The organism is Roseinatronobacter bogoriensis DSM 18756, from assembly GCF_004366635.1.
Taxonomy (GTDB): Bacteria; Pseudomonadota; Alphaproteobacteria; order Rhodobacterales; family Rhodobacteraceae; genus Roseinatronobacter; species Roseinatronobacter bogoriensis.
Genome location: NZ_SORN01000005.1, coordinates 167,783 through 192,325 on the forward strand (window position 1 = coordinate 167,783; position 24,543 = coordinate 192,325).

Here is a 24,543-nt window from a genome sequence, read left to right on the forward strand (position 1 = left end):
TGCGCATTCGTGCCATTGCAACCGCTACACAAGTGAAATAAGCACTTCTCAAAGTGCTAAAATAATGGGCATTCAGCATGAAGCTTGGGCTTTTTTTTCTGGTAGTCGGCTATCTGCTCAGCCAGTTCTACCGCTCATTCCTGGCGGTGCTGGCAGGGTTGCTGCAAGCTGATGTCGGGGTGACTGCCGATGATCTGGCCTTGTCATCCGGTCTGTGGTTTCTGGTCTTCGCTGCGATGCAACTGCCGGTCGGTTGGGCTTTGGACCGGTTCGGGCCGCGCCGGACAACGGCCATCATGCTGGGATTTGGGGGCACAACCGGGGCTGTCGTATTCGCAGTTGCCCAAAATGCGTTGCATCTTCACCTTGCTATGGCGCTACTGGGTATCGGCTGTGCGCCGGTGCTGATGGCGTCCTACTATATTTTTGCCCGCAGCTTTCCACCGGCCATTTTCGCAACGCTTGCGGGCGCAGTGATCGGGTTTGGGTCGCTGGGCAATATTCTGGGGGCGCTGCCGATGGCATGGGCGGCAGAAGCCTTTGGCTGGCGGGCCTCAATTCTGGCCATAGCGGGGGTCACGGCGCTGGTGTCGGTGGTGTTGTGGGTGGTTATTCAAGACCCGCCAAAGGCAGAGGCCCCAAAGGGAAAAGCAGGCAATGTACTGGACCTGTTGCGAATACCGGCGATCTGGTTCCTGATCCCGCTTCTGATTGTCAATTATGCCCCTGCCGCAGGTTTGCGCGGGCTTTGGGTTGGCCCCTATTACACGGATGTCTACGCGGCTTCTGCGACCGGGATTGGTCAGGTTACCTTGCTCATGGCGATTGCGATGATCGCGGGCAATTTTGCATATGGCCCTCTGGACCGGCTGCTGGGGACACGCAAATGGGTCATTCTTGGGGGCAATATGGCTGGCGCGGCGTGTCTTGGCCTGCTGTGGCTGTTTCCATTGGCAGGGGTCTGGCAGGCGGCACTTCTGTTTGCGGCTGTCGGTTTCTTCGGGGCGTCATTCCCGATGATGATGGCGCATGGCCGCAGTTTCATCCCACCGCATCTGACCGGGCGAGGGGTGACATTGCTGAATCTGTTTTCCATCGGAGGGGTCGGGGTATTGCAGGTTATGAGCGGGCGGGTTCATGCACTGGCACCACAAGACCCGCCAGAAATGCCCTATCAGGCACTGTTTCTGTTTTTTGGGCTTTTGTTGCTGATAGGCTGCATTGTTTACCTATTCTCGACAGATCGGACCGATTAGCGCCTCTTCACCTTTCGCCGCAATTAAGGTATGCCCCGGCGACGTTTGCAAAGGAGAAGCCAATATGGGCTACAAGATCGCCGTCGTCGGTGCCACGGGCAATGTGGGCCGCGAAATGCTGAATATCCTGGCTGAACGGGAATTCCCGGTCGATGAGATCGTGGCGCTTGCCTCGCGCCGCTCGATGGGAACCGAGGTCAGCTTTGGCGACACAACGCTGAAATGCAAGGATCTTGACCAGTTCGATTTCACCGGATGGGACATTGCCCTGTTTGCCATCGGATCAGATGCAACCAAGCAATACGCTCCGATTGCGGCAAAGGCGGGCTGTGTGGTGATCGACAATTCGTCGCTCTATCGCTACGATCCCGATGTGCCGCTTGTCGTGCCAGAGGTGAATGCCGAGGCCGTGGACGGCTATACCAAGAAAAACATCATCGCGAACCCCAACTGCTCGACCGCGCAGATGGTTGTCGCGCTCAAGCCCCTGCATGACCGTGCGCGCATCAAGCGGGTTGTGGTGAGCACCTATCAATCCGTTTCAGGTTCGGGCAAGGAAGCGATTGACGAGCTGTGGAACCAGACCAAGGGGCTGTATGTGCCGGGTCAGGAAGTGGCCCCTTCGGTCTATCCCAAGCAGATCGCCTTCAATGTCATTCCCCATATCGACGTGTTCATGGAAGACGGTTCGACCAAGGAAGAATGGAAGATGGTCGCAGAAACCAAGAAAATCATGGATCCGTCCATCAAATTGACCGCGACTTGCGTGCGCGTGCCGGTCTTTGTGGGGCATTCGGAATCCATCAATATCGAGTTCGAAGATTTTCTGGATGAGGAAGAGGCGCGCGATATTCTGCGCGAGTCCCCCGGCATTCTGGTGATCGACAAGCGTGAACCGGGTGGATACATCACCCCGGTCGAATGTGTAGGCGAATATGCGACCTATATCAGCCGCATTCGTCAGGATTCGACAATTGAGAATGGTCTGAACCTTTGGTGTGTGTCGGATAACCTGCGCAAGGGCGCTGCCTTGAACGCAGTCCAGATTGCCGAGGTTCTGGGCAATCGGTGCCTGAAGAAAGGCTGATTGCCTTTCGCAAGGATGACAAGGGCGCGGGCTGTACAGCCCGCGCCCTTTGCGTTTCAGGGCACCACGACGCAGATCGGCACGGCTGTTTCCTATCGGAAAGGGCAGGGGCGCATCCGACGCGCGAAATGTCGCAATCGCGGCTGTGTCGGCCCGGCGGTCCAGATATATCGGATGCTGGAGCGACACAAAGCCGCAGGGAACGAGACATGACATTCAAGACCGATATCGAAATCGCACGCGAAGCAAACAAAAAGCCGATCCAGGAGATCGGTGCAAAACTTGGCATTCCGAACGAGCATCTGCTGCCTTTTGGCCATGACAAGGCCAAGGTTAGCCAGGAATTCGTGGCCGATGCGCGTGGACGCAAACGCGGCAAGCTGATCCTTGTGACCGCGATCAACCCCACCCCGGCGGGTGAGGGCAAGACCACCACAACTGTGGGTCTGGGCGATGGGCTGAACGCTATCGGCAAACGCGCGGCGATTTGTATCCGCGAAGCCTCACTCGGGCCGAATTTCGGGATGAAAGGTGGCGCTGCCGGTGGGGGTTATTCGCAGGTTGTGCCGATGGAGGATATGAACCTTCATTTCACTGGCGATTTTCATGCGATCACTTCGGCGCATAACCTGTTGTCGGCGATGATCGACAACCACATCTACTGGGGCAATGAACTGGAGATTGACGAGCGCCGCATCACATGGCGCCGTGTGATGGACATGAATGACCGCGCCCTGCGCGATATGGTCATCAGTCTGGGCGGTGTGTCGAACGGGTTTGCACGTCAGACCGGGTTTGACATTACGGTTGCCTCGGAAGTCATGGCGATCCTGTGTCTGGCGGCTGATCTGGAGGATTTGCAGCGCAGGCTTGGCGATATCGTGGTGGCCTATAAGCGCGACAAGACCCCGATCTATTGCCGCGATATCGGGGCCGAAGGCGCGATGACCGTTCTGCTGAAAGATGCGATGCAGCCAAATCTTGTGCAGACCCTGGAAAACAACCCTGCTTTCGTGCATGGCGGTCCCTTCGCCAATATCGCGCATGGCTGCAATTCGGTCGTGGCGACGCAAACGGCGCTGGGGCTGGCAGATTATGTCGTGACCGAGGCTGGCTTTGGGGCCGATCTGGGCGCTGAAAAATTCTTCAACATCAAGTGCCGCAAAGCTGGCCTGAAACCGGCTGTCGCCGTGATCGTGGCAACTGTCCGCGCGATGAAGATGAATGGTGGCGTGGTAAAAGCCGATCTTGGTTCGGAAAATGTCAGTGCAGTGCAGAAAGGTTGCCCGAATCTGGGGCGCCATATCGAGAATGTGAAATCTTTCGGCGTGCCGGTTGTGGTTGCAATCAATCATTTCCATTCCGATACCGATGCCGAAGTGCAGGCGGTCAAGGACTATGTCGCCTCGCTTGGGTCAGAGGCGATCTTGTGCCGTCACTGGGCGGAAGGGTCCAAGGGGATTAGCGAACTGGCAACGCGTGTGGCCGAACTCGCAGATGGGGACTGGTCGCAATTCGCGCCGCTTTATGGCGATGATATGCCTTTGTATGAGAAGATCGAAACCATCGCACGGCGCATCTACCGCGCTGACGAGGTGCTGGCTGATGCGAAAATCCGCAACCAGTTGAAGGAATGGGAAGCGGCGGGCTACGGATCATTGCCGATCTGCATGGCAAAAACGCAATATTCCTTCTCGACCGATCCCAATCTGCGCGGCGCGCCTGACAACCATTCGGTTCCTGTGCGTGAGGTCCGTCTGTCGGCTGGCGCAGGGTTCATTGTCGTGATCTGCGGTGAGATCATGACCATGCCGGGCCTGCCGCGCAAGCCAGCCGCGCAGTCGATCAGGTTCAATGACGAGGGCCTGATTGAAGGGCTGTTCTGATCTGGCAGGACGGTGGACGGCGCTCGCGCGCTTGGCGCGCATCGCCCCACCCACCGTCCCGCAATGGCACTGCATTGCAAGCTGCATATCGGCCGGTTAGGACGCAGGCAGAGTACGAACAGATGCGCCCTTGCGAGTGCTGCAACGGGATGCGATAAATAGGAAGTGACGAGATGACAGCGAGCATAATTGACGGGAAAGAATTTGCTGCGCGGGTGCGTGCCAAAGTTGCAGAACATGTCACAGCGCTGAAAGAACAGCACGGAGTGACACCGGGGCTGGCTGTCGTGCTGGTGGGAGAAGACCCGGCAAGTCAGGTTTATGTCCGTTCAAAAGGCAAGCAGACGGTCGAGGTCGGCATGGCCTCGTTCGAGCATAAGCTGAATGCGGATACATCCGAGGCTGATCTTCTGGATTTGATTGCCAAGTTGAATGCTGATCCGCAAGTTCATGGGATTCTTGTTCAATTGCCTTTGCCCGATCATCTGGATTCGGACCTTGTCATCAATGCAATTGACCCCGCCAAGGATGTTGACGGTTTTCACATTTCGAATGTGGGGATGTTGGGGACAGGTCAGAAGTCGATGGTGCCCTGCACGCCGCTTGGCTGTCTGATGATGCTGCGTGACCATCATGGCAGCCTGTCGGGCATGAATGCGGTTGTTGTCGGGCGTTCCAACATTGTGGGCAAGCCAATGGCGCAATTGCTGCTGGGCGATAGCTGCACGGTGACCATTGCGCATTCGCGCAGCAAGGACCTGCCAGCGATCTGCCAGGGCGCAGATATTCTGGTGGCTGCTGTCGGGCGGCCAGAAATGATTCCCGGTGATTGGGTCAGGCCCGGTGCCACGGTCATTGACGTGGGCATCAACCGGATCGAGCGTGATGGCAAGACAAGGCTGGTGGGGGATGTCCATTTCGATAGCGCTGCACAGGTCGCTGGCGCGATTACCCCGGTGCCAGGTGGGGTGGGGCCGATGACCATTGCCTGCCTGCTGGCCAATACGGTGACCGCTGCGTGCCGCGCACATGGACTGCCAGAGCCAGAAGGGCTGACGGCCTAACTGCCAATCAGCACAGCATGCATGATCCGTCCGGGCATCAGGGTAAAGCCACCAGCAATGACCAGCCCGCCCCAGACCATGCCAAGCATCATATTCCGATGCGGCGCCACGCCCCCGCGTCGGATTTGCCATATCGCATAGAATATCCCGCCGATGACATAGAGCGAGAGCAGGTGAATCCAGCTATACCCGAATACCGGGCCGCCATGTGTTATCCAGAAGCTTGAGACGGCCACACACAGCATGGCCGCAACCCACAGCCAGCCCAGACGCCGATGTATTTGCGTACCGCGCGGGCGGATGAAGATCAGCACTGTCACGAGGATCACCAGCAAGGCGGCGGCTGTATGGACCTGAATGGCCAGACTGGCTTGTGCCAAGGGGGCGAGTGTCATTGGGTAGTTACCTCTCACGGTTTTTGAAAAATGTACGCCGAGATTTGCCAATGGCAGATGCACGCGGCAATATCGGCTACGTGAGTGGTCAAGGGGCTTCGTGAATGACTGCGTTTGACAGGGGTTTGCAATCCACGCATCGCGAATGGCGCGCAGTTTTGGCGGTCTGGGCGGGGTTGAGTATCGTTGCAACCCTCGCCGGACCTTTTGGCACAATGGAGGCGCTGCCGCTTTTGCCGCGCGCGCTATATTGGAGCACCGTTGTCGCCGTGGCGATAATGCTCGACCGGGGGCTTTCGCGGCTGGGCCGTGCCATTCGGCAAGGGCTGGCCACGCACTTGGGACTGGTTTTTACCTACGCAATCATTATGGCGAGTCTGGTCTGGGTGCTGAACAGCTATCTGTTTGACGGGTGGGGCAGGGTCGGGCAATGGTTTTGGCTGGTATTCATCATTCTGGTGATTTCGGGTGCCGTTCATGCCCTTTTTCTCTGGTTCCGGCCTCGTCCGGAACGCGCTGCGCACACAAATTTTCTGGCCCGCCTACCAGTCCAGATGCGTGGCGATTTAATCCGGCTGGAGGCACAGGATCACTACCTGAAAGTTGTCACCGACCAAGGCACAGACTTGATCCTGATGCGCATAAGTGATGCCGAGCAGGAATTGGGCAGCACTGGGCTACGGGTGCACCGGTCGCATTGGGTCGCGCATGATGCCATTCGAGAGGTCAGGCGCAAACAGGGACGGGTGAGCCTGTTCATGAAGGACGGCTCAACTGTCCCTGTCAGCCGGGGCTATGTCGCAGCACTCAAGGCGACCGGGCTGGCGCCCTGAGCGATCAGCTGCGCGCTGCGGACATGTCCGTTGCCAAACGCTTCCAGAAGCTTGCAGCATGTTTGTCGATTTCCAGCACCACAAGCAGGATGACCCCGGCAGCAACGCATTGCGCCAATTGCCAAAGGTCGAGCGCGACCGTGTCAAACAGCATTTGCATGAAGGGCAGATAGGTAAATCCCGCTTGCAGCACAATCACAAGCACAACGGCGATCAACACGGCCGGTGTGCCCTTGAGTCCCTGCCAGCTTATCGACCAGCCGTGGCGGTAGCGAACAGAAAACAGGTAAAAGACTTCCATCGCCACCAGTGTGTTCAGCGCCATTGTGCGGGCTTCATCCAGTCCGGCACCCTGCATTTGAGATAGGGCGAACTGTCCGAAAATGCCCATCGCAAACAGGATCGAGACCAGAAAAACCCGCCAAAGGATAAAACGCGACAGGATTGGTGCATTGGCGCGGCGCGGGGGCTGGCGCATGATTGCGGCCTCTGGGCGCTCAAAGGCCAGTGACATGGCCAGCGCAACGGAACTGACCATATTGACCCAGAGTATCTGCAACGGTGTGATCGGCAGCATCAGCCCGAACAGCACAGCAATGATCAGAGAGATCGACTCGCCGCCATTGACGGGGAGCAGAAAGGTAATCACTTTCTTGAGGTTGGCATAGACTGTGCGGCCTTGTTTGACGGCCTCGGCAATAGAGGCAAAATTATCATCAGCCAGAACGAAATCAGAAGCTTCGCGGGCTGCCTCGGACCCTTTCTGGCCCATTGCAATCCCGGCATCGGCACGTTTCAGGGCAGGGGCGTCGTTCACACCGTCCCCGGTCATCGCGACGACCTGCCCGCGGGCCTGTAGCGCCTGAACCAGCCGCAGTTTGTGTTCTGGGCTGGTGCGGGCGAAAATATCTGTGCGGCGGATCGCGGCTTCCAGCGTGGCATCATCCATCCGGTCAATCTCGGCGCCGGTCAGGGGCTGGTCGGTCTGGTTCAGGCCGATCTGACGGCCAATCGCGGCGGCAGTGCCAGCGTGGTCGCCCGTGATCATCTTGACCGAAATGCCAGCGCTATGACATTCGGCGACTGCGGCGATGGCCTCGCTCCGGGGCGGGTCGATCAGGCCGACAAGCCCCAGCAGGGTCAACCCCTCTGCGATAGTTTCATGGCTCAGCGGCTGGCCTTCAAGTGGCATTCGGGCAAATGCCAGAACGCGCTGGCCATCATTCGCGATCTGCTGGCTAGCCTCGTCCCAGTAAGACTTGTCCAGTGGCTCTGGGCCATTCTGGCCCATCTGGGTGGCACAATGCGCCAGAATGCGTTCTGGCGCGCCTTTCAGCAGGGCAAGCCCGTCTTGCAGAACAGCCATGTAGCGGTACCGGGCATCGAAGGGGATGCTTTCGGCGGGGCTTGGGCGGTTGTCGAACTCCGCCCCCAATTTGCCCGCAAAGGCCAGAAGCGCCCCTTCCATCGGGTCACCCTCGACACGCCAGCCCTTGTCGTCTTGCACAAGTGCGGCAGTATTGCAAAGCGCCGCAACCTGCGCCATCGCGGACAGAATTTCAGGGTCGCCGCCCTTGATCTCACCTTCCGGACGATAACCCTCTCCCGGAATTTCGAGCCGCTCTTGCGCGGTCACAACACTTGCGACCATCATTTCATTACGGGTCAAGGTGCCGGTCTTGTCCGAACAGATGGTCGAGACAGCGCCAAGCGTCTCGATAATGGGCAGGCGACGGATGATCGCATTGCGCCGTGCCATGGATTGCACACCAATCGCCAATGTGACCGTCAGCACTGCTGGCAACCCTTCGGGAATTGCGGCAACGAACAGACCGACCACGATCATGAACGCTTCGGCAAAGGGCATCTCGCGCAGAATGAGGGTGAAGGCCAAGATGGAAGCGGACACCACCATGATGAAGCCGGTCAGATATTTTGCGAATATCTCCATCTGGCGGATCAAAGGGGTTTTCAATGTCTGCACATCCGACATCATTTTGCTGATGCGCCCGATCTCTGTCTGTCCGCCGGTCGTTGTCACAACGCCGCGTCCAGTGCCTTCGGCAACCATCGTGCCGCTAAAGGCCATGGGGGCGCGGTCGCCCAAGGAGGCATCAGCATCTACCGGGTCAAGCGCCTTGCGCACGGGCACAGACTCGCCTGTCAGGATCGCTTCTTCAACGCTCATGCCTGACACCTCGATCAGGCGCAGATCGGCAGGCACTTTGTCGCCTGCCTCTAGGAGCACAATGTCGCCGGGCACCAGATCAGCACCCGCAACGGACATGCGCTGCCCGTCGCGGATGACATTGGCCTTGGGGGCCAGCATGTCGCGCAGGGCCTCTAGCGCGGCCTCTGCGCGGCCTTCCTGCACAAATCCGATCACGGCATTGATGATGACCACGGCCATGATCACCCCTGTGTCGATCCAGTGACCCAGCAGCGCCGTGATAAGCGCAGCGCCGATCAGCACAAGGATCAGCAGGTTGTTGAACTGGCGGGCCAACCGCGCCACGGGGCCGGGGCGCGGGGCCTGGGGCAAGGAGTTTGCCCCGAATTCAGCGCGGCGTGCAGCAATCTGATCGGGGTCAAGCCCTTTGGGGCTGGCATCGAGTGATTGCATAACCTCATCGACCGGACTGGCCCAAGGGGTAGAAGGTGCCGCCATGAATTCTGTGTCCCGTTCTTATTGTGCCGTATAACCGCCATCTACCAAATGATAGCTGCCAGTGATGAAACTTGCACGATCCGACAGTAAAAAACAGGTCAGTGCCGACACTTCTTCCGAGATACCGATGCGCCCCATCGGATGCAGGCTTGCCAGACCATCCAGCATGTCCTGACTCAGGTTATAAGTCAGCAGTGGCGTCTGGATAAAGGCGGGGCCGACAGAATTGATGCGGATGCCCTTTTGCGCATATTCCATCGCCGCTGTCTTTGTCAGCCCCAGCAGCGCGTGCTTTGAGGCGACATAGGCGGATGAATTGGCAAAGCCCACAGACCCAAGGATAGAGGCCATATTTACAATTGCGCCACCGCCTGCGCGCTCCAGCGCTGGTAACTGATAGCGCATCCCGTAGAACACGCCGTTCAGGTTGATATTGATCACCTGCTGCCATGCATCAATCGGGTATTCCCCTGTGGGCGCCTGCCCGCCCCCGATCCCGGCATTGTTTACGGCAAGATGCAGCGCGCCGGTTTGCGCCTCGGCAAAATCGACGAGTGCTTTCATCGCCTCCGGGTCGGCAACATCGGCCGCGAAAGCAGCCGCTTTTCCGCCACGATCGAGAATGGTTGCGACGGGATTGGCGCAACTTTCTTCTGTCAAATCCGAAACGATCACGAATGCGCCACTCGCGGCGAGTTCAAGCGCGATGGCTTCGCCAATACCCGATGCTGCACCGGTCACAATGGCTGTTTTTCCTTTGAAGTCAAACATCTGACATCCCCTTCATAATCTGGTCCGGCGCTGTGCCGGTTTGTGTGGCCTGCGAAAGCAAGCCGTGACTGGGGCAGTATGTCAGGTCTGTTTGGCCCTGTCCTTGCGCTGGCGCAAACAGGAAACAGCAGGAGCAGGTTCCTGCCGGAAAGTGCTGGTGCCCGCCAGATCGGCGGGCACCTGTGCCAGTTAAGGGATCAGTTTTTCAATAATCAGATCTGCGGCTTGTTCCGCTGTCATCCGGGTTGTGTCGATGCGGATCTGAGGAGCCTCCGGTGGCTCGTACGGGGAATCGATGCCGGTGAAGTTCTTCAGCTGACCGGCACGCGCTTTCGCATACAGCCCTTTGACATCGCGCCGCTCGGCTTCTTCCAGTGGCGTGTCGATGAAGACTTCCATAAACTCGCCCGGTTGCATCATGCCGCGCACCATCTCACGCTCAGACCGGAAGGGCGAGATGAAGGCGGTGATCACAATCAGCCCGGCATCGGTCATCAGTCTGGCAACCTCGCCCACGCGGCGGATATTCTCGACGCGGTCAGCATCGGTAAAGCCCAGATCCTTGTTCAAACCGTGGCGCACATTGTCGCCATCGAGCAGAAATGTATGCCGGTTCATACGTGCCAGCTTCATCTCGACAATATTGGCGATTGTTGATTTGCCGGACCCCGAAAGCCCTGTCATCCACAAGACCATCGGTTTCTGGTTTTTCAGATTGGCATGATGCGTGCGGTCAATATCGGTCGCCTGCCAGTGGATATTCTGCGCCCGCCGCAGCGCAAAATGAATCAGCCCTGCGCCAACAGTGCGATTGGTCATCTTGTCGATCAGGATAAAACCACCCAGATCGCGGCTTTCCTCATAGGCGGTGAATGGGATGTCGCGGTCTGTGGTAATATTGGCCACCCCAATGGCATTCAGGTCCAGTGTCTTGGCGGCCAGATGCTCCATCGTGTTAACATTGACCTGATATTTCGGGTGCGCCACTGTGGCGCTGACGGTTTGCGGCCCGACTTTCAGCCAATAGGCGCGGCCCGGCACCATTTCTTCTTCATCCATCCAGATTACACTGGCTTCGAACTGGTCGGCGACTTCAACAGGCGATTTCGCCGCTGTAATCACCTGCCCGCGCGAACAATCGATCTCGTCTTCAAAGCACAGCGTCACGGCCTGTCCGGCAACGGCCAAGTCCAGATCACCGTCATAGGCCACAATTCGAGAGATGCGCGAAGTCTTGCCAGAGGGCAGCACGCGAATTTCATCGCCCGGGCGCACTTGGCCAGCCGCAATAGTGCCCGAGAAGCCGCGGAAATCCAGATTGGGGCGGTTGACCCATTGCACGGGCATACGAAAGGGTTTGTGCTGGTTGGCGCTCTGGTCCAGTTCGACGGTTTCCAGATGCTCCAGCAGAACGGGGCCATCATACCAGGGCGTCTTGTCGCTGCGTGTGGTGATATTGTCACCCGCAAGGCCCGAAATCGGGACAGGCGTAAATTCAGCAATGCCGATGCTTTCGGAAAAGGCGCGGTACTCCGCAACAATCGCGTCGAATACTGCATGATCATAGCCGACCAGATCCATCTTGTTCACAGCCAGCACGATGTGTCGAATGCCCAGCAGGTGCGCCAGATAGCTGTGACGCCGTGTCTGTGTCAGCACACCTTTGCGCGCATCAATCAAGATCACCGCCAGATCCGCCGTTGACGCGCCAGTGACCATGTTGCGGGTATATTGCTCATGCCCCGGTGTATCTGCGACAATGAATTTGCGCTTTTCAGTCGCAAAAAAACGGTAAGCCACGTCGATGGTGATGCCCTGTTCACGTTCGGCGGCCAATCCATCCACCAGCAGCGCGAAGTCAATCGCCTCCCCCTGGGTGCCAACGCGCCGCGAATCTGCCTCAAGCGTGGCAAGTTGGTCTTCAAAGATCATCTTGCTGTCATAAAGCAACCGTCCGATCAGCGTGGACTTGCCGTCATCGACCGAGCCGCAGGTGATGAAGCGCAGCATTGTCTTGTGCTGATGGGTTTCCAGATAAGCGTCGATATTTTCGGCAATAAGTGCGTCTGTTTTGTAAATCTCGTTCATCAGAAATATCCTTCCTGCTTCTTCTTCTCCATCGAGGCAGCCTGATCATGGTCAATGGCGCGGCCTTGCCGTTCCGATGTGGTGGTCAGCAGCATTTCCTGAATAATCTCTGGCAGGGTGGTGGCGCGGCTTTCGACCGCCCCGGTCAACGGGTAGCAGCCCAGTGTGCGGAAGCGGATCGAGCGCATGACCGGCGTTTCCCCCGCCAGTGGAAAGCGGTCATCATCGACCATCAGCATCAACCCGTCCCGAATGACTGTCGGGCGTTCCGCCGCGTAGTAAAGCGGCACAATCTCGATATTTTCTAGGTGAATGTACTGCCAGATGTCCAGCTCGGTCCAGTTTGACAGGGGAAACACGCGCATCGACTCGCCCTTGTTTTTGCGTGCGTTATATGTGCGCCACAGTTCTGGCCGCTGGTTCTTGGGGTCCCAGCGATGGCTGGACGTCCGAAAGCTGAAGATCCGTTCCTTGGCGCGGCTTTTTTCCTCGTCGCGCCGCGCGCCGCCAAAAGCTGCGTCAAAGCCATGCAGATCAAGTGCCTGCTTCAGCCCTTCGGTCTTCCACATATCCGTGTGCAGCCCGCCATGATCGAACGGGTTAATGCCCTGGCGCACCGCATCGGGGTTCTGATGGACCAGAAGCTGCATGCCTGCCTTGCGCGCAGCGCGGTCGCGCAGCGCGTACATATCGCGGAATTTCCATGTCGTATCCACATGCAGAAGCGGAAATGGCGGGGGCGATGGGTAGAATGCTTTCTTTGCCAGATGCAGCATGACCGCGCTGTCTTTGCCGACAGAGTAAAGCATCACAGGGTTTTCGGCCTGTGTGACGACCTCGCGCATGATGTGGATCGCCTCTGCTTCTAGGCGTTGCAAATGCGTTAGCGTATGAATGGACATTTTGGGCCTGTTTCGTGTGGAATTTTATTGGCAGGGGCTTAACCCTCGGCTAATCTTGCCGCACCTCCCATATGGGAGGTGGCGGGGTTTTCATGATTACAGCGCAGGAAACGGCACTTCTGATCTCGATCGCGCAGGCCGGTGCCGATGGAGGAAACTGGCCGCCAATGCTGCGCGCGCTGGCAGAGCGTTTGCAGGCAGATCAGGCGCAATTCCTGACGCCATCGCAGGCATGGGATCAGAATGGGCCGATATCACATGGAATGCTGGATCATCTTTCGGGACTGCGCCTTGGTCGCGTTTATACTGGTGAGGAACTGACGGATCGCGCCCCAACCCTTGATGATGACACAAGTGATCGGCGTGCAATCGGACTGCGCAATCCGCAAGGCGCGGCTTGGTTGCTGGTCAAGCGCCGCCGCAGCGAGTTTCGGGCAATCGACAGTGCCACACTTGATGCACTTGCCCCGCATCTGGAACACGCCATCAAGACAGCGGCGCAGATTGCATCTTTGTCCCAACGTGTAGGGCAGGCGGAAGGGGTGGCGCGTAGGCTGGGTGTTGGGCGTGTCACCTTTGATGCGCGGGGACAGCCGCAACCCTGTGATCCCGTCGCTGCCGATTTGTTGGCCCAGCTTGCAACAGCGCCAACCATGCCGCGCGACCTGTCGCGTGTGGCGCTTCTGAGGCTGGGGCCGGGCCTTGACCTGTTGTGCCAACGCGGGCCGGACGGAACTGTCAGCGGGATTTTGCGCTCAGGCGGGCAGCCCTTGCCTGCGCCCGAATACCTGGCCGAAGCTTTAAGCTTGACCCTGTCTGAAGCGCGCCTTGTACGCGCCTTGGCCCAAGGGGAAAGCCTGAAAGATGCCGCGCAAAGCCTTGGCCTGACATTGGAGACGGCGCGCTACTACTCCAAACAGATATTCGCAAAGACCGGGCTAGGCGGTCAGACCGATCTGATGCGCCGTATCTGGACAAGCGCATTGGTGCTGGGGTGAGGGCGCGCCCGCATCGGGGCGCGCAATGTCAGATCAAGTCCGAATGGTGCTATCGGCATGATCTTCGCGCTCGGACTCTGCATATTCTGCCGACCAGACAGCCGCAGCCTCAACCGCGACTGGTGACGATGTCGGCAGAACCCCAAGGTAACTCTCTGTCTCGGTCGCGGGAATGCTGGCGCGCTGTGTCATGCGGTAGAGTGCATATACTGCAATGGCCGCAAATGTCGCGCTGAGCACCAGCCAGAACGCGAAGGGGCCAAACCCCTGCATCGCCCAGCCGGTCACCAGTGGCCCCAGGATCGCGCCAAGCCCAAAGGTGAAAACAAGCCCGCCGGACGCCGCTGGCATGTCCTCGCTCGCCAGCGAGTCGTTGGTATAGGCAAGAAACAACGCGTAGAGAGGCGTTGTGACGCCACCCGCAAAGAATGCAGAGATCATCAGAAAATATACGCCCCCGCCCGTCAACCAGCCCAAAGCACAAAACGCCATGCCCACGACAGACGCGCCAAAAATTAGTTTGCGGCGGTCCATACGATCAGAGAGCCATCCAATCGGGTATTGCAACAGCAAGGCGCCCGCGAACAACATCGCCACAAAAAGTGCAATCTGCGAGGCTGTCATTCCGATCTGGCTGCCAAAGACGGCCCCCATGCCGGATTGCGTGGCATAGACACTGCCAAGCAGGAATATTCCCACCGTTCCCAGTGGCGATTCCGTGAACAGCTTGCGCAGCGGCATTGCACGCGCAACTTCGGCAGCAGGCACAGGAGTTGCAGACAAAAGTATGGGCGCGAATGAAATCGAGACCAGAATCGAGGCACAGATGAACAGCACCGAAGTGGCCGCATCACCAAGTGTCAGAAGCCCCTGCGCGCCGATTATGCCCAATGTCTGCGCGATCATATAGGCGGATAGAACCTTACCACGCGTCTCATTCGTGGCCGCATTGTTCAGCCAGCTTTCGGCAGCCACATAAATGCCCGACATGCAAAACCCGATCAGAATGCGCAGGATCGTCCAGGCCCAGGGTTCGGTCAGAATGGGAAAAGCAATCAGCCCGGCCGACATGAAGCTGCCAAGCGCGGCGAAGACCCGCACATGGCCAACGCTGCGGATCATGACAGGCGTGATCCGCGCACCCGACAGGAAGCCAAGGAAATAGGCAGAGGTGACAATCGCCAGTTCTGCAGCAGAAAACCCCTCGATCCCACCGCGCAGACCAATGAGCGTGAAATGCATCCCATTGCCCAGCATGATCAGAAGGATGCCAAGCATCAGGGGCCAGACCCCGGAAAATACCTTCAACATCAGATGGACCTTTCTGCTTGGTACTCTCCTCCGTTCCCTTGCAATCACATATGTCAGGCGCACTATCCCACGCCTTTACGCCGCAACGCAGCACAGTAACGACAGCCTTCGCAAAAATCATATGTTCAGTAAGACAGACAAGGGCTGAAACGGTTCGGCACAAGGGCGCTGCGCGCTTGAACGCCGCAGGGCGACCGACAAACAAACGTCGGTAAAAGTATTGAAAAAGATGCACAATCACGCAGGCGTGTTGACGCGTGCGTGACCTTTCGCGCATGTTTGAGACTGCCAAGGCGGGGGCTATGATGGGGATGGCGTTTAAAACGGAAATACTGTCACTCGAGGCCGTGGACATCGCCTATTCGGTGCTGGGTCAGGGGCCGCCGGTTTTATTGCTTCATGGTTTTCCTCAGACGCGTGCGATGTGGGGCCAGATTGCGCAGGTATTGGCAAAGGATCATACGGTCATAGTCGCCGATTTGCGTGGCTATGGCGCATCTGGCAAGCCGGGGGGCGACAACCCCAATGATTGCGCGGCTTACTGCTTTCGGGAAATGGGGCGTGACCAGTTTGCGTTGATGTCGGCGCTGGGCTTTGATCGGTTTCATCTGGTTGGCCATGATCGGGGCGGGCGGGTCGCACATAGAATGGCGCTGGATGCGCCCGCGCGGGTGGCCAGCATCACTGTGATGGATATTGTGCCTACACATCTGTTGTTGACAGATTTGACCCATGATGTGGCACGCAGCTATTTTCACTGGTTTTTTCTGGCGCAACCCTACCCGTTTCCTGAGCGCTTGATCACGCCGGACCCGGATTACTTTTTCGAAAGCTGCCTGTTGGGTTGGGGCGGTGCCAAATTGTCAGATTTCGCGCCAGATCATCTGGCGGCCTATCGCAGCGCATGGCGTGATCCCGCTACGATCTTTGGTATGTGTCAGGATTACCGCGCAGCCCTTAGCCATGATCTGGCGCTGGATGCCGCCGATCTGGGGCGCAAGGTGACATGCCCGGCGCTTGTGCTTTACGGGGCAGACGGGGCGATGGCGCGCGCTTTTGATGTGCCAGCCACATGGGCCGACAGGCTGGCACAGATGGAGGCGCAGACGGTGCCGGGCGGGCATTTCTTTCCCGATACCGCCGCAGAGGCGACCGCGCAGGCATTGGCGCGGTTTCTTAATCGCGTCGGGCCAATCCACTGATGCTGTGCTTACCGGCCTTCGCGCAGCCATGCCCCAAGCGCCAGCCCTGCTGCGAGCAATAGCCATACCCAGCCCGGAAGCAGCGCTGCGGTGCGCAACTCGGTCGTTACATAAGCCTCTCGCGGGGTCAGGCCCAGCCAGCCGCGCCCCGCTGCTGCGCGCCCTTCGCGCACCAACCGCAATTCGGGCAGGCCCTCTTCCACGCGCTGCACGCCCCCACGTGTCGAGGTGACCAGCGGGCGCAGCTTGTCAGCGGTGGCGATGGTTTCCTCGAATTCGCGCGGCGCTTGCGGGCCAAGCGCTACGACCGCGTCAAGATCGCCTTCGGACAGGCGATACAACCCGATTTCGGGTGCATCAAATTCGGCGCGGTATTCGCCTGGACTGTCTTGCGCAAGATCGACAGTCTGGCTTTCGCCATCGGGGCCGGTGACAGTAACCGCGCCGACGTCATCCAGCAGGGTGCGGCGCAGAATGGTGACGCGTTGCCCTTCGGCTGTTGCGCTCAGCGTTTCTTCTTCCAGATCTGGCTCTCCCATCATCCAATGGGCCAGTCGGCGCAACAATTCCAACTGGGGACCACCGCCTTCAAAGCCGCGATCCCACAGCCATGTGTGGTCCGAGGCCAGAAGCGCCAGCCGCCCTTGTCCAACACGGTCCAGCATCAGAAGTGGCCGGCCATCAATACCGCTCATGACGGTCTGTCCTTGCAGCGGCTCCATTTCAATCTGGCGGAACCAACGCCCCCAACCCGGCCCATCTTCGCGCGCAGGCACAAGCGCTTCCAGCCCCGAGGTGACCGGATGGCGCTGGCCAAGTTCGGTGATTTCAGGGCGAAATCCCTCATCAAGCACACGTGCGGTCGGGCGTGCTGGAAATACATCGCCCAAGGGTGAGCGCCAGATGCTGTCCGCGCTGGCCAGTTCCGGCCCGCCCACCACCAGAAGTGCGCCGCCTTCTTCGACATAGCGGGCAATATTGCTGAAATAGCTGTTTGGCAGGATGCCACGCCGCCGGTAGCGGTCGAAGATGATCAGGTCGAATTCGTCAATCTTCTCGACGAAAAGCTCCCGCGTGGGAAAGGCGATCAGCGACAATTCATTCACAGGCACCCCGTCATGACGGTCAGGCGGGCGCAGGATGGTGAAATGCACAAGGTCCACTGCCGGATCGGATTTCAGCAAGTTGCGCCATGTGCGTTGCCCGGCATTCGGCTCGCCCGAGACAAGCAGAACGCTCAGACGGTCACGTACGCCATTGATCTGGACAATGGCGGAATTGTTGCGTGTTGTCAGTTCACCTTCGGCTTCTTCCAACTCAAACTGCAAGACATTCATGCCGCCACGATCCAGCGTGACAGTGATTTCCATATCTTCGCCGACCGGCACCATCGCGGTATTGGGCGCTTCGCCGTCAATCGAGTAGTTCAGCGTGGCAAACCGGCTTTGCCCCGGCGGGACCGCGCCCTGATCTTCGACGCGCAGACCAAGGGTGATGGGTTCCCCCAGAATGGCGAAGGCGGGCGCGTTGCGGATGATCAGGCGTCTGTCCCAGTCATCGGCCTCGCCTGTTTGCAGAAGGTGAAACGGCGCTGGCAGCGACAGGTCCAGCGGATCATCATGGGCCTGTCCATCAGTGATGGCAAATATCCCTGCCAGACGGTCGCGCGGCAGGTCTGACAGAGCTTCGGCCAGGGCGGTGTTCAACTCGGTCCCGGTGTTGCGGGGGCCGTCGGGCAAGGTGACAACACGGGTTTCCAGCCCGCCCAGTTGGTCAAGCTCCGTTTCCAGATGGGCGCGCGCGGCGTTGGTCTGTTCGGCCCGCCCGCTCAGACGGTTTGACGCTGTATCATCCACCACGATCAGCGCAATATCTGACAGGCTGTCGCGGTCTTCGGATTGCAGCGACGGGTTGGTAAGGGCTGCAATCAGTGCCAATGCGGCCAGTCCGCGCAACCACCAGCCGCGCAGGCCCTGCCACAGGGCAAGACCCACCATAACCGCGCTTAGTCCCATCAGTGCCCAGAGGATCGGCCAGTCAAGCCGGGGCGCAAAGACAATCCCGTCCCATCCCGTCATTGGCCCAGCCTTTCCAGAAGCGCAGGCACATGGACCTGATCTGATTTGTAATTGCCGGTCAGCACATGCGTGATCAGGTTCACGCCAAAGCGATAGGCCATTTCGCGCTGCTGTTCCCCAGACACGCCCATGCCCAGCCGCACCAACGGGCGCCCGCTTTCGTCCACCGCCCAGGCAGAGGCCCAGTCATGCCCGCCAATAATGACAGGTGTCACCCCGTCGTTCAGGTTGCGAAAGGGCATGCCTTCGGTCATTTCGGCATCAGGGGGCGCGGCCTCGACCCAGACATCGCGACCTGTGAAACGACCGGGAAATTCCTGTAGCAGATAGAAAGTGCGGGTCAGGACATGATCTTCCGGCACTGGCTCTAGCGGGGGAATGTCGAGGGGGCGGGCGATCGCTTGAAGGCGGCGCGCCTCTGGCGTTGTGCGCGTCAGCCCCGCAAGCTCTGCGTCGCGGGTGTCGAACATGATCATGCCGCCGCCGCGCAGGTAGCGGTTCAGTTTGGCATAGGCTGCATCCGAGGGGATTGGCGTATTCTCAGTAATCGGCCAGTACAGGAAGGGAAAAAAGGTCAGCTCGTCACGTTCAAGGTCAACCCCGATAGGCGGCCCCGGTTCAACCGATGTGCGCGAGAACAGCGTACGCCCCAGCCCCAGAAGCCCCGCGCGCGCCATGTCGTCAACACGCGCATCCCCTGTCAGGATATGTCCAAGGACCATATCTGATGTCGCCTGCAAGGCCAGCCGGTCGTCGTCTTGTGCCTGTGCCGGGGGTGTTTGCAGCGCAAAGGCAGCAAGGGCCAGCACCGCAGTTGCCCCACGCAATCTGCCCGAAACCCAAAGGGCGGCCAGAATATCTATCATGAGTGCTCCTAGTCCGAGAGTCAGGAAGATGGCGGTCAGATCTCGCTCCTGTCGTATAGTGTCGCGTTCCACCACCACAGATGCAGGCCAACTGCTCGAAGGTAGGTCCATGTCCTCGCGCCCGATATTCAGCGCCAGTGTGCCGACAGCGCTGCGATAGACGCCGGGCAGAAGCTCTGGCCCGAAACGTCCCTCGGCCAGCGTTTCCCCGGGCAGGACAGGACGGGTGCTGGTGTCGATGACTTGCCCAAACCCGTCCAAGGCGCGTTCAGGCTGCCATTGCGCAGTGATCAAGGCGTCTTCAGCGGGGGCGGCGGGGCGCGTGGATACGGCCAGACGTTCCAGCATGTTCACGAAAAGGCCTGAAATTGGCAGTGTCGACCATTCCGCATTGGCGGTTGTGTGGATCAGCACCACTTGCCCGTCGCCAGAGAACTTGCGTGTTACCAAGGGCGTGCCATCAGCCAGCGATGCGATGGTGCGTTCACCCAGCATGGGGTCGGGTTGGGCCAGCACCTGTGCGCTGATGGTCACCTCTTCAGGAATGGTCAGCCCCGCGAATGGGGAATCCTGCCCGAATTCACGCAGGCGGCGCGGCTCTCCCCAACTCATGGCGCCGCCCACTGTCCGCCCGCCAATACGCAGGCGCACGGGCAAGAGCGGATCTTCTTCCGAGCGCGCGACATCACTGGCTGCTAGGCGTGGCCCTGCGAAGCGCAACAGCAACCCGCCATCATTGACGAAATCAAGCAGTTGCGCGGTCTCCAGCTCTCCCAACTGCGCGACATCGACAAGGATCAGAACATCCGGGGCCGTCAGCAAAAGATCATCGACCGAAGGGCTTTCGATCAATTCCGCTACAGGCTCCAGCGCCTGGCGCAGGTAGAAAAAGGGTGACAGCAGGTCCAGCCCTTCGCGGCCGTCACGGCCCGCCAGTAGGGCCACCTTGCGCCGTTGCAGCGCATCATCGGTCAGCGCGACAGCCCCGGCGCTACGTTCCCCAGCGATCTGGAAGCGGGTTATGCGGTTGCGCAATTCGGGTTGCAGGGTGAATTCAAGCGTGGCTTGGGTGGCATCGGCCTCAAAACTCGTGGTGCCACGCGCCAGCATCCGTTCAATACCTGCCGGATCGCGGCCTGTGGCGGTGATTTCAATCTCTTGCGCAGGCAACCCCTCGGGGCGATGGGCGGTCAGGTGGATGACACCTTCGCGCAAACTGGGCGGGGCAAGCGCCAGGGGCGGGCGTGATGTCTCGAACGCAGTCAGAATGCCGCGTGCCTGAAATGCGGCTATCAGACCATCGCGGTAGTCATGCGCCAGCCCGTCCGAAATCCAGTATGTGTCGAAAGCGTCCGGTAATGTCGCTAACCAGGCATCGAGATTGTCGCCATCCGCGACAAAGGGGGCAGGGGCAAGGCCGGGCACCCGCTCGACCCAGTAATCGGCTGCGCGAAAGGCCGTCTCGCCCGAAGGAAGATCGGTCAGCGCGACCACGGCAACAGGGCGGCTTGCGCGCTGTGCCTCTGCCAGCAGGTCTTCGACACGCGCTTGCCGACGCTGCCAGTCATGCGCGCTGGCCCAACTGGCATCCAGCGCAATCAGTAGCGGGCCAGAGCCATCGCGCGCCGCCTGAGGGTTCAGCACAGGGCCAGAAAAGCCGACAATCAGCGCTGCAACGGCAATGGCGCGCAAAAGCAGCAGCCACCACGGGGTTTTGTCCGTCTCCGTGGTTTCATCGCGCAGACCGATCAGCAGCGCGACACCGGGAAAACGCCGGATCACTGGCGCAGGCGGCACCGCACGCAGCAGCCACCACAACACAGGCAGCGCGACCAACGCCAGCAATAGCGCAGGTGTGGCAAAACCGACAGGGCCAAGCGTAAACATCAGCGCCCCCGTCCGGCATCAAGTTCCTGCCACAGCCACATCAGTGCATTGGCAGCAGGCTGATCCGTGTGATGGGTCAGCACTTGCCAGCCGGTCACGCGGGCCAGCCCGGCCAGCATGTCCTTGCGCTCGGCCAGTCGCGCGCGATAGCGCGCTTGCAGGTCATTGGCGCGCAATGTCTCGTGGCGCAGCGCGCCTGCCATCGATTCAAAGATGGACCGGCCCTGATAAGGAAACTCCTCTTCAGCAGGGTCCAGCACTTGCACCAATGCGCCCTTCACTCCGCGATCTGCGGCGCGTCCCACCGCGTCCTGCACCGCGCCCGGATCGCCCAGAAAATCCGACAGGAAAACGGCTTGCGAATGCGCGGGCAGGGGCGACAAGGGGGGCGCGCCGTAATCGGTTGCACTGTCGGTTTCAGACAGCGCCAGCGCCAATGGGTCAAGCTGCGCGCGGCCGGAACGCGGGGGCATATCCGGCAGCAGCCCCACCCGCTCGCCGCTGCGCAGCAACAGCACGGAAAGGGCCAGACCCAAAAGTTGTGCACGTGCCGCTTTTGGTTGGCGGGACTTGTCGCCGCTGAACCCCATTGCCTGCGAGCGGTCAACCCACAAGGTTACGGATTGCGCCGCTTGCCATTCGGTTTCGCGCACGAAATGAACATCCGCGCGGCCAGAGCGGCGCCAGTCGATCCGCGCGCCGCCGTCAGACGATGTCGCCTGACGATACTGCCAGAATTCGTCACCTGTTCCCGCACGCCTGCGCCCATGTGCGCCGGGCAAGACCGACGCGGCAAGTTGCTCTGCCTGCGCCAGCAGCGCGGGCAGGGGGGCGGCCAGCGCCTCGGCTTGGGTGCGCAGGGCAGCGGGTGTCGTCAAGCCGCCACCTCCATCCGGGTTGCGGTTGCTGCGACGCGGTCAATGATCGTGCCAAGGTTTTCGCCCCGCGCGCGGGCCGCAAACCCAAGTGCCATGCGATGGCTCAGAACCGGGCGGGCCATTGCGGCCACATCTTCGACCGATGGGGCAAGCCGCCCGTCCAGCAGTGCGCGTGCGCGCACCGTCAGCATAAGCGCTTGCGCCGCACGCGGCCCCGGTCCCCAACTGACCGCCCCTTTCACAGCGTCATGCGCCTCTGGCTCATCCGGGCGGCAGGCGCGGACCAGATCAAGAATGGCCTCAACCACTTTTTCCCCCACAGGCATACGGCGTAACAGCGACTGGGCGGCCATCAGTTCGGCGCCGGTAAACACTTCATGCGCGCTCTCCTCGCCCTCGCCAGTGGTGGCAATCAGGATATCGCGTTCGGTGGCGCGGTCTGGATATTCAACGTCGATCTGCACCAGAAAGCGGTCAAGCTGTGCTTCGGGCAGCGGGTAAGTGCCTTCCTGCTCGATCGGGTTCTGGGTCGCAAGCACATGAAACGGGCGTTCCAGTTTGTGATGATCGCCTGCGACAGTTACTTCGCCTTCCTGCATGGCCTGCAACAGTGCGGCTTGTGTGCGCGGGCTGGCGCGGTTGATCTCATCGGCCATCAGAAGCTGACAAAAAATAGGCCCCTCGATAAAGCGGAAGGCGCGTTTGCCATCATCGGCCACATCCAGCACCTCTGAGCCCAGAATATCGGCGGGCATTAGGTCGGGCGTGAACTGGATGCGGTTTCCCTTCAGGCCCATGACTGTGGACAATGTGTCCACAAGCCGCGTCTTGCCCAAACCCGGCAGGCCAATCAGCAAGCCATGACCGCCGCACAACATGGCCGTCAGTGTCAGGTCAACCACGTTTTTCTGACCTATAAAGCGGCGGTTGATGCTTGCGCGCGCAAGGGCCAGTTTTTCGCCCAGGGCTTCGATCTCGGCGATCAGGTCGGTTTCGGTGCTCATGCGCGCTCCTCATCGGGTGAATTTCTGCATTTGCAGCTTATATGTCAGATTAGACATATCGCATAGGCAGCCAATGGCAAAAATCATGAGTGAACAAAAAACCGTGACACCGACACCCGATGCGCTGGCACAGGCAGCAAGTGCCGCTGCAAAAGGCAAGGGCCTGCCCCCTGTGCATTTATGGAACCCGCCATTCTGTGGCGATATCGACATGCGGATCGCACGGGACGGGACCTGGTTCTATGAGGGGACGCCGATCGGGCGGCCAGCGCTGGTCAAGCTGTTTGCCAGCATCCTGAAGCTTGAAGAGGGGAAGTTCTATCTGGTCACCCCGGTCGAGAAGGTGGGAATCCGCGTCGATGATGCGCCCTTTGTCGCGGTTGATTTTCGAGTAAAGGGTGAGGGGCGCGCGCAGCAGTTGGTGTTCGTGACCAATCTGGGCGAAGAGGCAGAGGCGGGCGAGGCGCACCCCATCCGCGTGACGCGCGACCCCGAGAGCGGCGAGCCGTCGCCATATATCATGATCCGCGCGGGGCTGGAGGCGTTGATAGATCGCAAAAGTTTTTACCGGTTAGTGGAGTTATGCGTTCATGAGATGCATCAGGGTGAAAGCTGGTTCGGCTTGTGGTCGGGTGGCGTCTTCTTCCCTGTCATCCCGTCACACGAGCTTGGCTGAAGGCAATGAATGTTGGGTTACGAGGGATGTGCTCACACTGCGTTCAGAGTCACAATCGTCTGTGAAAAATGCAATCCGTTCAGAAAGTTGCGTTTTGCCCGCGAAACTACTTGTCGCCTTTTGGGGCGCGGCCTAGCTTTGGTTGGCAGGCAGGAAAAGGCCGCAGCCCGGAAGACTTTTTCCTCGTTCCCTCCTTTCGGGCGACCCTTTCCTGTCTGCACCCTTGCCTTTGACATGATTTTTTTTCATAAGACCCCGAATTCGCTAGGAGCAGCACCGATGCGCGCACGTATTTACAAGCCCGCCCGCAATGCCATGCAATCGGGGAATTCCAAGACCAAATCATGGGTGTTGGAATTCTCGCCATCACAGGCGCGTCAGATCGACCCGTTGATGGGGTGGACAAGTTCTGGTGACATGGATGCGCAAGTCAAGTTGCGCTTTGACGATCAGGCGGCTGCCGAAGCCTATGCGCGCGCCCATGGCATAGAATATAACGTTATCGCCCCCAAGCCGCGCCGCGCAAACCTGCGCCCCGGTGGCTATGGCGACAATTTTGCCACAAACAGGCGGCAGGTCTGGACACACTGATCGTTCTGCAGGCACGGACAACGCCTGTTTGAACAGATGCAGGCGGGGCACGCTCAACGCGCCCCGCCGCGGTAGTGACAAACCTTCACGACAGAAAATCAA

At 59.4% G+C, this 24,543-nt stretch carries 19 protein-coding genes; 9 read left to right on the forward strand and 10 right to left on the reverse strand.

All coding sequences use genetic code 11. The features are described 5' to 3' along the window. The first annotated feature begins 77 nt into the window (after nt 1-77). The 4 genes from EV660_RS12510 (at nt 78) to folD (ending at nt 5,293) form a co-directional block, all read left to right on the forward strand. Nucleotides 78-1,256, forward strand: a complete 1,179-nt coding sequence (locus tag EV660_RS12510) for an MFS transporter (protein WP_071480321.1) — start codon at nt 78-80, stop codon at nt 1,254-1,256. A 64-nt stretch (nt 1,257-1,320) separates the two neighbouring features. Next, nucleotides 1,321-2,343 carry an aspartate-semialdehyde dehydrogenase gene (locus tag EV660_RS12515; RefSeq protein ID WP_071480322.1) on the forward strand — a complete coding sequence of 341 codons (1,023 nt, stop codon included), beginning with the start codon at nt 1,321-1,323 and terminating at the stop codon, nt 2,341-2,343. Between the two features lie 209 nt (nt 2,344-2,552). Beyond that, complete coding sequence (locus EV660_RS12520; protein ID WP_071480324.1) at nt 2,553-4,229, forward strand: formate--tetrahydrofolate ligase; 1,677 nt, start codon at nt 2,553-2,555, stop codon at nt 4,227-4,229. Nucleotides 4,230-4,402: 173 nt separating this feature from the next. Further along, nucleotides 4,403-5,293 (forward strand): bifunctional methylenetetrahydrofolate dehydrogenase/methenyltetrahydrofolate cyclohydrolase FolD, encoded by an 891-nt coding sequence (gene folD / locus EV660_RS12525; RefSeq protein ID WP_071480325.1) that lies wholly within the window; start codon nt 4,403-4,405, stop codon nt 5,291-5,293. Here folD and EV660_RS12530 read toward each other — a convergent pair. Further along, complete coding sequence (locus tag EV660_RS12530) at nt 5,290-5,688, reverse strand: DUF2306 domain-containing protein (protein ID WP_071480326.1); 399 nt, start codon at nt 5,686-5,688, stop codon at nt 5,290-5,292. The genes folD and EV660_RS12530 overlap by 4 nt on opposite strands. A 104-nt stretch (nt 5,689-5,792) precedes the next feature. Between EV660_RS12530 and EV660_RS12535 the strand changes: the two genes are divergently transcribed. Beyond that, nucleotides 5,793-6,521, forward strand: coding sequence for a LytTR family DNA-binding domain-containing protein (locus tag EV660_RS12535; RefSeq protein ID WP_071480327.1), 729 nt, complete (start codon nt 5,793-5,795; stop codon nt 6,519-6,521). A gap of 4 nt (nt 6,522-6,525) precedes the next feature. On the opposite strand, the gene EV660_RS12540 is transcribed toward EV660_RS12535, so the two are convergent. The 4 genes from EV660_RS12540 to cysD all read right to left on the reverse strand — a co-directional run bounded on the left by EV660_RS12540 (nt 6,526) and on the right by cysD (nt 12,950). Continuing rightward, nucleotides 6,526-9,189 (reverse strand): cation-translocating P-type ATPase, encoded by a 2,664-nt coding sequence (locus EV660_RS12540; RefSeq protein ID WP_071480328.1) that lies wholly within the window; start codon nt 9,187-9,189, stop codon nt 6,526-6,528. 18 nt (nt 9,190-9,207) lie between these two features. Continuing rightward, on the reverse strand, nt 9,208-9,960 hold the full coding sequence (locus EV660_RS12545) for an SDR family NAD(P)-dependent oxidoreductase (RefSeq protein WP_071480329.1): 753 nt from the start codon (nt 9,958-9,960) through the stop codon (nt 9,208-9,210). 189 nt (nt 9,961-10,149) lie between these two features. Beyond that, on the reverse strand, nt 10,150-12,048 hold the full coding sequence (gene cysN, locus EV660_RS12550) for a sulfate adenylyltransferase subunit CysN (protein ID WP_071480330.1): 1,899 nt from the start codon (nt 12,046-12,048) through the stop codon (nt 10,150-10,152). Beyond that, the gene (gene cysD / locus EV660_RS12555; protein ID WP_071480331.1) at nt 12,048-12,950 is read right to left on the reverse strand and encodes a sulfate adenylyltransferase subunit CysD; all 903 of its coding nucleotides are present in this window, start codon (nt 12,948-12,950) and stop codon (nt 12,048-12,050) included. Before cysD ends, cysN begins: the two co-directional genes overlap by 1 nt. Before the next feature lie 92 nt (nt 12,951-13,042). Between cysD and EV660_RS12560 the strand changes: the two genes are divergently transcribed. Continuing rightward, complete coding sequence (locus tag EV660_RS12560; protein ID WP_100319128.1) at nt 13,043-13,948, forward strand: helix-turn-helix transcriptional regulator; 906 nt, start codon at nt 13,043-13,045, stop codon at nt 13,946-13,948. 33 nt (nt 13,949-13,981) lie between these two features. Here EV660_RS12560 and EV660_RS12565 read toward each other — a convergent pair whose 3' ends face one another. Beyond that, nucleotides 13,982-15,259 (reverse strand): MFS transporter, encoded by a 1,278-nt coding sequence (locus tag EV660_RS12565; protein WP_071480333.1) that lies wholly within the window; start codon nt 15,257-15,259, stop codon nt 13,982-13,984. 311 nt (nt 15,260-15,570) lie between these two features. Here EV660_RS12565 and EV660_RS12570 point away from each other — a divergent pair, with 311 nt between their 5' ends. Beyond that, entirely contained in the window at nt 15,571-16,461 is an 891-nt protein-coding gene (locus EV660_RS12570) for an alpha/beta fold hydrolase (RefSeq protein WP_232727401.1), read from the forward strand. Between the two features lie 8 nt (nt 16,462-16,469). On the opposite strand, the gene EV660_RS12575 is transcribed toward EV660_RS12570, so the two are convergent. The 4 genes from EV660_RS12575 to EV660_RS12590 are packed head-to-tail and all read right to left on the reverse strand — an operon-like array spanning nt 16,470 to nt 23,174. Continuing rightward, nucleotides 16,470-18,539, reverse strand: coding sequence for a hypothetical protein (locus tag EV660_RS12575; protein WP_071480334.1), 2,070 nt, complete (start codon nt 18,537-18,539; stop codon nt 16,470-16,472). Beyond that, complete coding sequence (locus tag EV660_RS12580; RefSeq protein ID WP_071480335.1) at nt 18,536-21,292, reverse strand: DUF4159 domain-containing protein; 2,757 nt, start codon at nt 21,290-21,292, stop codon at nt 18,536-18,538. Before EV660_RS12580 ends, EV660_RS12575 begins: the two co-directional genes overlap by 4 nt. Continuing rightward, the gene (locus EV660_RS12585) at nt 21,292-22,170 is read right to left on the reverse strand and encodes a DUF58 domain-containing protein (protein ID WP_071480336.1); all 879 of its coding nucleotides are present in this window, start codon (nt 22,168-22,170) and stop codon (nt 21,292-21,294) included. The genes EV660_RS12580 and EV660_RS12585 overlap by 1 nt, the downstream gene beginning before the upstream one ends. Next, on the reverse strand, nt 22,167-23,174 hold the full coding sequence (locus EV660_RS12590; protein ID WP_071480337.1) for an AAA family ATPase: 1,008 nt from the start codon (nt 23,172-23,174) through the stop codon (nt 22,167-22,169). The genes EV660_RS12585 and EV660_RS12590 overlap by 4 nt, the downstream gene beginning before the upstream one ends. 85 nt (nt 23,175-23,259) lie before the next feature. On the opposite strand from EV660_RS12590, the gene EV660_RS12595 reads away from it, so the two are divergent. Beyond that, nucleotides 23,260-23,850 carry a DUF1285 domain-containing protein gene (locus EV660_RS12595; protein ID WP_071482009.1) on the forward strand — a complete coding sequence of 197 codons (591 nt, stop codon included), beginning with the start codon at nt 23,260-23,262 and terminating at the stop codon, nt 23,848-23,850. A 279-nt stretch (nt 23,851-24,129) separates the two neighbouring features. After that, a complete protein-coding gene (locus EV660_RS12600; RefSeq protein ID WP_071480338.1) occupies nt 24,130-24,441 on the forward strand; it encodes an ETC complex I subunit in 312 nt (103 codons plus the stop codon). Nucleotides 24,442-24,543: the final 102 nt, after the last annotated feature.